Origin of the sequence: Cypionkella sp. TWP1-2-1b2 (assembly GCF_049896245.1) — a bacterium.
In the GTDB taxonomy this organism is placed as follows: Bacteria; Pseudomonadota; Alphaproteobacteria; order Rhodobacterales; family Rhodobacteraceae; genus Cypionkella.
The window spans coordinates 1-10,597 of sequence record NZ_JAFCTX010000067.1; the positions used below are offsets into that span (position 1 = coordinate 1).

At 60.9% G+C, this 10,597-nt stretch carries 10 protein-coding genes; 4 read left to right on the top strand and 6 right to left on the bottom strand.

What is annotated here, in order from left to right; translation table 11 throughout:
• Positions 1 to 22: 22 nt before the first annotated feature.
• The 4 genes from ACP7AP_RS23265 to ACP7AP_RS23280 all read right to left on the bottom strand — a co-directional run bounded on the left by ACP7AP_RS23265 (position 23) and on the right by ACP7AP_RS23280 (position 4,422).
• Positions 23 to 961: a hypothetical protein gene (locus tag ACP7AP_RS23265; protein WP_426038178.1), complete on the bottom strand. Its 939-nt coding sequence runs from the start codon at positions 959 to 961 to the stop codon at positions 23 to 25.
• Between the two features lie 203 nt (positions 962 to 1,164).
• Entirely contained in the window at positions 1,165 to 2,397 is a 1,233-nt protein-coding gene (locus tag ACP7AP_RS23270; protein WP_426038193.1) for a DegT/DnrJ/EryC1/StrS family aminotransferase, read from the bottom strand.
• On the bottom strand, positions 2,397 to 3,617 hold the full coding sequence (locus ACP7AP_RS23275; protein WP_426038180.1) for an MFS transporter: 1,221 nt from the start codon (positions 3,615 to 3,617) through the stop codon (positions 2,397 to 2,399). Before ACP7AP_RS23275 ends, ACP7AP_RS23270 begins: the two co-directional genes overlap by 1 nt.
• A gap of 142 nt (positions 3,618 to 3,759) precedes the next feature.
• Positions 3,760 to 4,422 carry an HAD hydrolase-like protein gene (locus tag ACP7AP_RS23280; protein ID WP_426038182.1) on the bottom strand — a complete coding sequence of 221 codons (663 nt, stop codon included), beginning with the start codon at positions 4,420 to 4,422 and terminating at the stop codon, positions 3,760 to 3,762.
• 83 nt (positions 4,423 to 4,505) lie between these two features.
• On the opposite strand from ACP7AP_RS23280, the gene glmU reads away from it, so the two are divergent.
• The 3 genes from glmU to ACP7AP_RS23295 are packed head-to-tail and all read left to right on the top strand — an operon-like array spanning position 4,506 to position 8,344.
• Complete coding sequence (gene glmU / locus ACP7AP_RS23285) at positions 4,506 to 5,855, top strand: bifunctional UDP-N-acetylglucosamine diphosphorylase/glucosamine-1-phosphate N-acetyltransferase GlmU (RefSeq protein WP_426038184.1); 1,350 nt, start codon at positions 4,506 to 4,508, stop codon at positions 5,853 to 5,855.
• Positions 5,856 to 7,670 carry a glutamine--fructose-6-phosphate transaminase (isomerizing) gene (glmS, locus tag ACP7AP_RS23290; RefSeq protein ID WP_426038186.1) on the top strand — a complete coding sequence of 605 codons (1,815 nt, stop codon included), beginning with the start codon at positions 5,856 to 5,858 and terminating at the stop codon, positions 7,668 to 7,670. It begins immediately after the preceding gene.
• Complete coding sequence (locus ACP7AP_RS23295) at positions 7,667 to 8,344, top strand: DNA alkylation repair protein (RefSeq protein ID WP_426038188.1); 678 nt, start codon at positions 7,667 to 7,669, stop codon at positions 8,342 to 8,344. The genes glmS and ACP7AP_RS23295 overlap by 4 nt, the downstream gene beginning before the upstream one ends.
• Before the next feature lie 66 nt (positions 8,345 to 8,410).
• Here ACP7AP_RS23295 and ACP7AP_RS23300 read toward each other — a convergent pair whose 3' ends face one another.
• Positions 8,411 to 8,851 (bottom strand): hypothetical protein, encoded by a 441-nt coding sequence (locus tag ACP7AP_RS23300; protein ID WP_426038190.1) that lies wholly within the window; start codon positions 8,849 to 8,851, stop codon positions 8,411 to 8,413.
• Positions 8,852 to 8,939: 88 nt separating this feature from the next.
• On the opposite strand from ACP7AP_RS23300, the gene moaA reads away from it, so the two are divergent.
• Positions 8,940 to 9,947, top strand: a complete 1,008-nt coding sequence (gene moaA / locus ACP7AP_RS23305) for a GTP 3',8-cyclase MoaA (RefSeq protein ID WP_426038195.1) — start codon at positions 8,940 to 8,942, stop codon at positions 9,945 to 9,947.
• Between the two features lie 19 nt (positions 9,948 to 9,966).
• Here the strand turns inward: moaA and ACP7AP_RS23310 are convergent, their stop codons facing one another.
• Positions 9,967 to 10,566, bottom strand: a complete 600-nt coding sequence (locus tag ACP7AP_RS23310; RefSeq protein ID WP_426038191.1) for a hypothetical protein — start codon at positions 10,564 to 10,566, stop codon at positions 9,967 to 9,969.
• Positions 10,567 to 10,597 lie beyond the last annotated feature (31 nt).

A 10,597-nucleotide genomic window follows, 5' to 3' on the forward strand; every position in this document is an offset into this window, starting at 1 on the left:
AGGGCGGCGATCCTGAACCGATTTACGGCACTTGGAACGCCGCAAACTCAACGTGTGGGATGACTCTGTCCAGCGGAAGGGAAAACTCGACCTCAGGCTGATTTGTGCAACAGAGCCCGGTGGCCGTCCCGTGCTGAGTCATCGTCTTGCGCAAATACATCTCATAGCCATTGTCCGTCGGATTGGCCGCTTCCTTGGCATATGCAGCCCAGTCCGATTTGCTGTCTTTTGCGGCGCGAAACTTCTCAATCGGCAGATAATCTCCGCCGCCAGCCATCAGCGTCACCCGCGCATTGCATTGCGGCCCTTTGTAGTCATTGTTTGTCGTTGTACCCACGGCCTCCATGCTCGATGCCTGACAAATGTCGATCACCAACTTGCGCTCCGAACGCTCCCAAACCCAATCGACGATCTGGATATGCATGCCATTTGTCAGCATCAACACAGACCCCACATCAACCTGTGCAAGCTTGCCCACCGGCTTGAACCTGGCGGCATAATCCAAAGGCCTGCGCCCAACATAGCCCGCCTCAATCCCCGCCGTGGCCAGATAGGTGCCGACAAACCCAATGCAATCCATCCCCAACACCGAGGCATCCAGCATCGCCTGCAAGTAATCAGTCTGTTTGAAAAACGGTGCCAGTGTCGCATTCTTCGCCAAAGGTGCCGCCAAGCGGTCCACCATGCTCAACACGGTGACGAAATCTTCAGGCATGCCTTGCCCGGTGAACACCCGTCCCACGCCCGCCCCCGCCAAAGTGCTGCGATCCGCCGCCGTCCCCGCCGCAGCCAAAGCCTGCCGCAGCACCGAGGCCAAATTCGCCCCGCCAAACAAGGTATTGGCCGAAACATAGCGGGTGATTGACACCTCTCCGGCGGGATAGCCCGTGTAGCCCGGCACCACCAAAGAGCGCAGCCGTTCGACAAAATGAAACGGATAAAGCTGTGCCTGCAAGCCCATGACTGTCTCCAAAATTGGTTGGCTGTCTTAAATGCCAGCAGACTAACACAGCCCTGTGGATTCCTCCAAATGCTCCCAGCGTCGGGCGCAATTTCGCTCCGAGCAAACAAACCCGCTAAAACTTATCTAAAATTGTCATCCTCTCTGCTCAAATATCCCACGGGGTCCGGGGTGTGAAACCCCGGCGGCTGGCCAAGAAAACCTCACTGAATAACCGGCAACACCGCCGCCGCAGGCTCCGGCCCCTGCCCCACCACCAGCGCCTCTGCCTTGATGATCCGCGCAATCTGCGCGCAATCCTCCACCGAGAACGTCAGCGGCACCCGCATATCCACCAGCCCTGCCAGTATCCGATCCGTCTGCGGCAAACTCTGCACCTCGGCATAGCCCCAATGCTGATAGCGCGAGGTAAACGCCACCGGATCGGCCGCGCCAAACCATTTCAACTCAACCCCGCGCGCCAGCACCCGCCCCAACAACGCCCCCACCCGCGCCGCCGACCAATCCGGCAGCAGGAACTGAAACGACGAGCCCACATAAGTCTCCGCAGCCGGACGCTCGACCAGCCGTACCCCCGGCACCCCGCGCAACCCCGCCTCCAACGCGCGGTAGCGCTCGCCCCAGCGCTCCACCCGATCCGCAAGCAACCCCAACTGCGGCCGCAAAATCGCCGCCCGCAGATTGTCCATCCGGCCCGAGACGTTCGGCACCTCCATCCGCACCGCCTCAAACGCCGCCGCCGAAGGTGCCGCCCGGTGCCGCCCATACAGCATATACGACCCCGACAGCAGCACCGCGCGCGCCATCACCGCCTCATCGTCCGAGATCAGAAAGCCGCCCTCGCCCGCGTTGATATGCTTATAGGTCTGCATCGAATAGCAACCAATCAGCCCCGAGCGCCCCGAAGCCACGCCCTTCCAGGCCGCCCCCATCGTATGCGCGCAATCCTCGATGATCAGCACGCCCAACCCCGCGCACAAACCCCCCAACGCCTCCATGTCGCACAGATGCCCGCGCATATGCGACAGCATCAGCACCTTAGCCCCGGTAGCGCGCGCCTTCGCCTCAAGGTCCGCGAAATCCAGCACCAGCTGATCCGTCACCTCAACAAACACCGGGCGCGCACCGACAGACGCAATCGCCCCCGGCACAGGTGCCAAGGTGAACGCATTGGTCAACACAGGCTCCCCCGCCAGCACCCCCACCGCCCGCAACGCACAGCCCAACGCATAGCCACCCGAGGCCACCGCAAGGCAATACTTCGCCCCCATCAGGCCGGCGAATTCCTCCTCCAGCAAAGCCGCCTCGGCGATCTCGCCCGGCGCGGTGTTGTACCGATGCAACCGCCCATGCCGCAGCACCGCCAAAGCCGCCTCAATCCCCGCCTCAGGAATAGCTTCCTGCTGAGTGAAACTGCCCTCAAATCGTTCTTCAATCACAAGCGTTTCTCCTCAACCGGCACGATCAGCACGAACATCACCAAGGTCAAAGCCATCCCCGCACCTGCCACGAAAAACGCCACGTCCGGCGATTGCCACCCACCTGGAGCCATAAAATACCCGAAAATCTGGCTGAAAAACACCGTCCCTGCCAGCATCGCTACATTCATGATCGCCGAGATTCCGCCCTGCAACTCGCCCTGCGCATCATCCGGCACCCGGTGCGTCATCATCGCCGTCAGCATCGGATGAATAAACCCCTCCGGCCCATGCACGATCATCAGCAATACCACCACCGTCAACGACCCGGCCAAACCATAGCCTGCGGCCACAATCACCGCCGACACCAGCCCGACCAGTGCCAGATTGCGCTCACCTAACAGCTTCACCCCCGGCCCGGTCAACCCGCCCTGAAACCCCGCCATCACCACACCAAACACCGCCAAAGTCAGCCCGACCATCGAGGACGACCAGCCAAATTTCGCCATCCCCCAATAGGGCCAGATCGCCGGATAGACGCTGGTGAAAAAGAAAAACGCAAACATCACCGCACACATCGGGATCACGCCCTGATAGCTGCGAAATACCTTGAATGCGCCCAATGGGTTCGAGCGCGCCAAACTAAAAGCCCGACGGTTCTGCACCGCCAAAGTCTCGGGCAGCACGAACCAGCCATAAATCAGGTTCAACCCCGAAATCCCTGCCGCCACAAAGAACGGCACCCTTGGGCCAAACTCGCCCAAGATCCCGCCCAAAGCCGGCCCCAGCACAAAGCCCAAGCCAAACGCCCCACCCATCATGCCAAAATACTTCGCGCGCTCCGCTGGGGCCGTGATATCGGTGATAAACGCATTGGCAATCACCCAGCTTGAACCACAAAGCCCCGCAATCGCGCGCCCGACAAATAGCCAAACCAGCGTCGGCGCAAAGCCCTGCAACAGATTGTCCACCCCAAGCCCCGCAATCGCCAGCAGCAACAGCGGGCGGCGACCAAAGCGATCCGACAGATTGCCCATCAGCGGGCTGAACGCGAACTGCGCCATCGAGAACGCGAAAAAGATCCAGCCGCCAATCAGCGAAGCCTCGGACAGACTGACCTGCCCGACCTGCTCGATCAGCGCAGGCAATACCGGGATGATCAGGCCAAAGCCGATCATGTCCAACAGAACACACAGCAGCACAAAAATAATCGCGTGGCGGGACGGCACTTTGGTCATGGCCGCAACCTAGGCCGCAAGCCCGTTCCTGTCAAACTGGCTTGAAAAGCGCGCGCAACCACAAGATATTGTGTAAAGACAGCGCATTGCCACAAGTCATTCCCCGCTGGGAAGAAACTCATGCGCCAAACACAGCGCGTTTCTATTCTAACAGCCGCCCCACCAACTGCGGCAAATCCTCAAACCGATGCAGCAGCGCCTCTGGCTCCAGCCGCGCCACCCCCGCCCCCTCTGGCCCAAACGTCACCAGCGCCACCGGCACCCCCGCCGCCAACCCGGTCAGCCGATCGGTCTCGGTATCGCCAATCAACATCGAACGCCCCACAACGCCGCCAACCCGCCGCACCACCTCCACATAAGGCGCAGGATCAGGCTTGCGCACTGGCAACGTATCCGCCCCCACCAGCGCCCCAAACAAATGGCTCACCCCCAGCCGCTTCACCAATTCCACCGCCAGCCCCTCCGGCTTGTTGGTGCAGATCGCCGTCCGATACCCGGCGCGCAACAAAGCCTCCACCGCGTCAACCGCGCCGGGATACATCCGCGTATGGACATCAAGGGCATCGGCATAAGCTGCCAGCAGCACCGGATACTGCACCGAAATATCCGCCTCGGTAAATCCCACCCCCAACCGATCAAACCCCGCCCGCAGCATCGCCCGCCCACCATGAAACGCCGTCAGTACGTCACGCTGATCCAACACCACTCCATGCCCCAACTGCACGAAACAGGCATTGGCGGCGGCCAGCAAATCCGCACTGGTATCCGCCAACGTGCCATCCAGATCAAAGACCACAGTTTTCATTATGTAACCTTGCGTGAAGAACCACCCCTTGCGGCCCCGCCGATCCGGGGTAAAACGGGCGGCAACGAAAAGAAAGAGGCGACATGGCAGTTTCATTCATTGTTTTAGCCGCAGGCGTGGGAAGCCGGATGAACTCCGACACCCCCAAAGTGCTGCACCACATCGCCGCCGCCCCGCTGCTGCACCACGCTTTGACCGCCGCCCGCGCGCTTGAGCCCGCGCGCATCGTTGTCGTCACCGGCCATGAGTCCGCGCAAGTTGCCAAATCCGCCGAAGACTTCGACCCTGCCGTCGAATGTGTCCTGCAAGACCCGCAACTCGGCACCGCGCATGCCGTCTCGATGGCCGCCCCGCTGTTGGCCGACGCCAGCGGCGAAGCCATCGTGCTCTACGGCGACACCCCCTTCATCCGCCCCGAAACTTTGGAAGCCATGCTGCACGCCCGCGCCCGCCATTCGGTTGTCGTGCTGGGCTTTGAAGCCAAAGATCCCGGCCGCTACGGTCGCTTGGTCGCCTCTGGTGAAAACCTGGAAAAAATCGTCGAATACAAAGATGCGTCAGATGACGAGCGCAACATAACCCTCTGCAATTCCGGCGTCATTTGTGCTTCGGCGAAAACCATGTTCCAGTTGATCGCCCGCATCGGCAACACCAACGCCGCCGCCGAATACTACCTGACCGACATCGTGGAAATCGCCCGCGCGCAAGGCCTCTCCGCTGGCGTCGTCATCTGCGACGAAGCCGAAACCCTGGGTGTGAACACCCGTCAGCAACTGGCCGAGGCCGAAGCCGCCTTCCAATCCCGCGCCCGCTCTGAAGCGCTGGAAAACGGCGTCACCCTCACTGCCCCCGAAACCGTGTTCTTCGCGCTCGACACCCACATTGGCCGCGACGCCATCATCGGCCCGAACGTGATCTTCGGCACCGCAGTCACCATCGAATCCGGGGCCGAGGTCAAAGCCTTCTGTCACCTTGAAGGCTGCCATATCTCGCGCGGCGCGGTCGTAGGCCCATTTGCAAGGCTCAGACCCGGCGCAGAACTCGCCGAAGATGTCCATGTCGGCAACTTTGTTGAGATCAAAAACGCCATCCTCGACGAAGGCGTCAAAGTCGGCCATCTGACCTATATCGGTGACGCCGACATTGGCGAATTCACCAATATTGGCGCGGGAACCGTCACCTGCAACTACGACGGCGTGATGAAACACCGCACCCGCATCGGCAAACGCGCCTTCATCGGTTCCGACACCATGCTGGTCGCGCCGGTCACCATCGGCAATGACGCCCTGACCGCCTCTGGTTCTGTGATCACCGAAAACGTCCCCGATGAGGCGCTTGCCGTAGGCCGCGCCAAACAAGTCAACAAACCCGGCCTCGCCACCAAGCTGATGGCCCGCCTCAAGGCGAGCAAGGCCGCGAAAGGAAAGTCGTAAATGTGTGGCATCGTTGGCGTTCTCGGCAACCATGAAGTCGCCCCGCTGCTGGTCGAATCCCTCAAACGCCTTGAATATCGCGGCTACGATTCCGCAGGCATCGCCACCGTCAACAAAGGCAAACTCGACCGCCGCCGCGCTGTCGGCAAGCTGGTGAACCTGTCCGACCTTCTGGTCCACGACCCCCTCGCAGGTAAAGCCGGCATCGGCCACACCCGCTGGGCCACCCATGGGGCCGCCACCACCATCAACGCCCATCCCCACCGCTCTGGCCCCGTCGCGGTTGTGCACAACGGCATCATTGAGAACTTCCGCGATCTGCGCACCGAACTGGCCGAAGCGGGCCTGACCCCGGAATCCGAAACCGATACCGAAACCGTTGCTCAACTCGCACATCTTTATATCACGCGCGGTGCATCCCCGATTGAAGCCGCCCGCCAGACCCTGAAACGCCTGCACGGGGCGTTTGCGCTTTGCTTCCTGTTTGACGGCGAAGAAGACCTGATCATCGCCGCCCGCAAAGGCTCACCCCTCGCCATCGGCCATGGTGATGGTGAGATGTTTGTCGGCTCTGATGCCATCGCTTTGGCCCCAATGACCGACCGCATCACCTATCTCGAAGAAGGCGACTGGGCCGTGATCACCCGCGCCGGGGCCACAATCTACGACGACCAAGACCGCCTCGCCAATCGCGCCGAAGCCCGCATCCAAGTCGATGCCACCCGCATCGAAAAAGCTGGCTACAAGCACTTCATGGCGAAAGAAATCGCCGAGCAACCCGTGGTGATCGCCGATGCCCTGAAGCGCTACGTGCAAAACGGCAGCCTACAACTGCCGCCCGAGGTCGATTTCACCAAGGTAGACCGCCTCACCATGGTCGCCTGCGGCACCGCCAGCTACGCCTGCCATGTCGCCAAATACTGGTTCGAGCAAATCGCGGGCCTGCCGGTTGAGATCGACATCGCCTCCGAATTCCGCTACCGAGAACCACCGCTCTCACCCAATCAATGGGCGCTGTTCGTCAGCCAATCCGGTGAGACCGCCGACACCCTCGCAGCCCTCCGCTACACCCGCGATAAAGTCGCGAAAATCGTCGCCGTGGTCAACGTCCCCACCTCGTCGATCGCCCGCGAAGCCGATCTGGCCCTGCCAATCATGGCGGGGATCGAGGTTGGCGTCGCCTCCACCAAAGCCTTCACCTGCCAGCTCACAACCCTCGCGCTGCTGGCCCTGAAAGCCGCCGTTGACCGCGGCCGCCTGACGCCGCAAACCCTGTCGCAACACCTGAATGATCTCGCCGCTCTGCCCGGCCTGATGAATCACGCCCTTGCCCTATCGACCACCATCGCCGCCATCGCAGAGGAGTTGTCCGAAGCCCAAGACGTGCTGTTCCTGGGCCGGGGTGCGATGTTCCCCCTCGCCCTTGAAGGCGCACTGAAGCTGAAAGAAATCAGCTATATCCACGCCGAAGGTTATGCATCGGGCGAGTTGAAACACGGCCCCATCGCGCTGATCTCGCCACAAGTCCCGGTGATCGTGCTCGCCCCCCGCGATCATCTGTTCGAGAAAACCGTCTCGAACATGCAGGAAGTCATGGCCCGCCACGGCAAAGTCCTGCTGATCTCCGACGCGCAAGGCATCACCGAGGCTGGCATGGACTGCTGGAAAACCATCACCATGCCGCCCGTCTCCAACGCCTTCGCGCCGATCCTCTACGCGATCCCGGCGCAACTTCTGGCCTACTACACCGCCATCGCCAAAGGCACCGATGTCGACCAACCCCGCAACCTCGCAAAATCGGTAACTGTCGAATGATCGCGCAAGCTCTCGCCCAACTCAACGCCCTCGCCGATCAGCAAAAAGCCATCGAAGCACTGGCCTATCACAAAACCGACCGCCCCTATCTCGGCCTGAAAGTGCCGCAGATCGAAAAACTCACCAGCCTCTGGCGCGCCGAGTGCAGTTTTGAAGACCGCATCCAACTGGCAAGCGATCTGTGGGAAACCAACATCCACGAGGCCCGAATCGCTGCCGCCAAACTGCTGACCCAAGCCCGCATCAAACCCGATGATACCGCGGCTTGGGATCTGATCTGCCAATGGCTGCCTCAATTCGACTCTTGGGCAATCGCCGATCACATCTGTATCGCAGCCCAAAAGCGCATCACCGCCGACCCCGCCCGCATCGACACGGTTGAGACTTGGACCACCTCCGAGAACATGTGGACCCGCCGCGCCGCCTTGGTGGCCACCCTGCCGTTCACCAAGCAAAACTTCCCCAAACCGTTCGAACTCGACATCCGCGACCGCGTGCTCGGCTGGGCATCGGTATACATCGACGACAAGGATTGGTTCATCCAGAAAGCCGTCGCATGGTGGCTGCGCGATCTGTCGAAACATGACCCCGCCCGCACCGCCGCGTTCCTCGACCAGCACGGCGAACGGATGAAAAGCTTCGCCCGCAAAGAAGCCGCACAATATCTGGGCTGAACCGATCCAACCAAACCGATTTCCGAACCCGGAAATCGTTCACGATTTACGCGGCGTAAATCGGCTTCATTCTGCGTAGATCGTGACCTCAGGCAAATCGGTCGGCCCCAGCCCCAACTCCCGGAACGCCGCCAGCGACAGCGAAGCCGACCCCGTCCCCGGCAACAAATCCACCGCCACCGAAGCGCCGCTTTGCGTCACCACCCGGCCCTTGCCCTTGGCCACCACCAGCGGGGATTTCACCCACAACCCCTGCTCCGCCGGGCTGCCCAAAGCCACCACGGCAGACCCCAAAGCCCGCTCGCCGCCCGCAGGCTTGGCCGCAACCGCTGCCGCCCGCTCCGCCGCCGTGGTCTGATCCAGCGTAGACGCCGAGGCCCCTGCGCCAATCACCGGACGCGCCATCGGTGCCACCGCAGCCTCCGGCACTGCCGCCGCCGGTTGTTTCATCAAGGCGCAGCCCGAAAGCCCCAGCGCCACACTCATCAGGATCAAAGCTTTTTGCATCATGCCCTCACGATACCCTGCCGCACCCCGCCCCGCAACCGTCGCATTCCACCTTGCCGCCCAACCCCCGCGCGCCTACTTTAACACCATGTCCGAATTGCCCCTCATCGACCCCTTCGCCCGCGCAATCTCTTATCTGCGCGTCTCGGTCACCGACCGCTGCGATTTTCGCTGCGCCTATTGCATGACCGAACACATGACCTTCCTGCCGAAAGCCGAATTGCTGACGCTGGAGGAACTCGACCGCCTCTGCTCCAACTTCATCGCCCTCGGCGTCGAGAAGCTGCGTATCACCGGCGGCGAACCCTTGGTGCGCAAAGGCATCATGACGTTTTTCGACTCGATGTCGCGCCACCTGCAATCCGGCGCACTGCAAGAACTCACCCTCACCACCAACGGCAGCCAGTTGCGCAAATACGCCAAAGACCTCGCCGCCTGTGGAGTGAAACGCATCAACGTCTCGCTCGACACTCTCGACGATAAAAAATTCGCCGAGATCACCCGCTGGGGCCGCCTTGGGCAAGTGCTGGATGGCATCGAGGCCGCGAAAGAAGCAGGCCTGCAAGTCAAGATCAACGCCGTGGCGCTGAAAGGCTTCAACGAGGATGAACTTTTCACCCTAACCGCTTGGTGCGCCGCTGCAAATCACGATCTGACCTTCATCGAAGTCATGCCGATGGGCGACATGGGCGAAGCCCAACGCATCGACCAATACTGGCCTTTGAAAGACCTGCGCGCCCGCCTCGCCACCCGCTACAGCCTCGAAGACCTCCCCGACCGCACCGGCGGCCCCGCCCGCTACGTCCGCTTGGCCGAGACAGGTCAACGCGTAGGCTTCATCACCCCACTGACCCATAACTTCTGCGAAAGCTGCAACCGCGTCCGCCTCACCTGCACCGGAGAACTCTACATGTGCCTCGGCCAAGAAGACATGGCCGACCTCCGCGCCCCCCTGCGCGCCAGCCCCGACAACGCAGCCCTGCGCCAAGCCATCCGCCGCGCCATCGCCCGCAAGCCAAAGGGCCATGATTTCGACTACACAAGGCAGGTTGTGAAGGGTCAGATGACCCGGCATATGAGCCATACGGGAGGATAGAGCGGGCGCAATCGCAGGCTTATTTCCAGCTTTCGTCTCCAACTCCAAAATCGCGTCTCATACTTTTATGACGCAGGATATTACGTCCGTCCTCAAGCGTGATCCGTATACCGCCAGCTAATCCCGCCCATGAACCCGCGTAGATATCAACGCTTTGAACCCTGCTGCCGAATTGATGATCAATGCGATCCGCTCCTAGGCTCTTTTCATACTCAATCTTCTGACGCTGGCCGCTCTCGAATATCGCTGTGCCAAGTTGTTCGGCGCGAGCTATATCTTGAACTTGCTTCTCTGCATGGGATGCGACGACCAAGTCAGTCAAACCTTGCAGATATTCTTTCTGATTCAATATCAGAAATTTTTCGGCCAAAATGGCATCGAGGGCTGGGTCCAGTTCTGAAACTCTGGCCGAAGCGGCTCTCACCTCGGCATCAACTTCCTTCAGCACTGCCCATTTGCGCATATCAATGCTCTGCTCGGGTTTGGGGTTTCCCTTAGCGAGCACTGCTGCAACGCCAGTATCGCTTTTTGGTGGCTCTGTTGCACAAATCAGCCTGAGGTCGAGTTTTCCCTTCCGCTGGACAGAGTCATCCCACACGTTGAGTTTGCGGCGTTCCAAGTGCCGTAAATCGGTTCAGGATCGCCGCCCT

Bases quoted from the DNA above. Each gene is read 5' to 3' on its own strand.
- ACP7AP_RS23265 (WP_426038178.1), bottom strand. From the start codon at position 961: ATGGGCTTGCAGGCACAGCTTTATCCGTTTCATTTTGTCGAACGGCTG.
- ACP7AP_RS23275 (WP_426038180.1), bottom strand. From the start codon at position 3,617: ATGACCAAAGTGCCGTCCCGCCACGCGATTATTTTTGTGCTGCTGTGT.
- ACP7AP_RS23280 (WP_426038182.1), bottom strand. From the start codon at position 4,422: ATGAAAACTGTGGTCTTTGATCTGGATGGCACGTTGGCGGATACCAGT.
- glmU (WP_426038184.1), top strand. From the start codon at position 4,506: ATGGCAGTTTCATTCATTGTTTTAGCCGCAGGCGTGGGAAGCCGGATG.
- glmS (WP_426038186.1), top strand. From the start codon at position 5,856: ATGTGTGGCATCGTTGGCGTTCTCGGCAACCATGAAGTCGCCCCGCTG.
- ACP7AP_RS23295 (WP_426038188.1), top strand. From the start codon at position 7,667: ATGATCGCGCAAGCTCTCGCCCAACTCAACGCCCTCGCCGATCAGCAA.
- ACP7AP_RS23300 (WP_426038190.1), bottom strand. From the start codon at position 8,851: ATGCAAAAAGCTTTGATCCTGATGAGTGTGGCGCTGGGGCTTTCGGGC.
- moaA (WP_426038195.1), top strand. From the start codon at position 8,940: ATGTCCGAATTGCCCCTCATCGACCCCTTCGCCCGCGCAATCTCTTAT.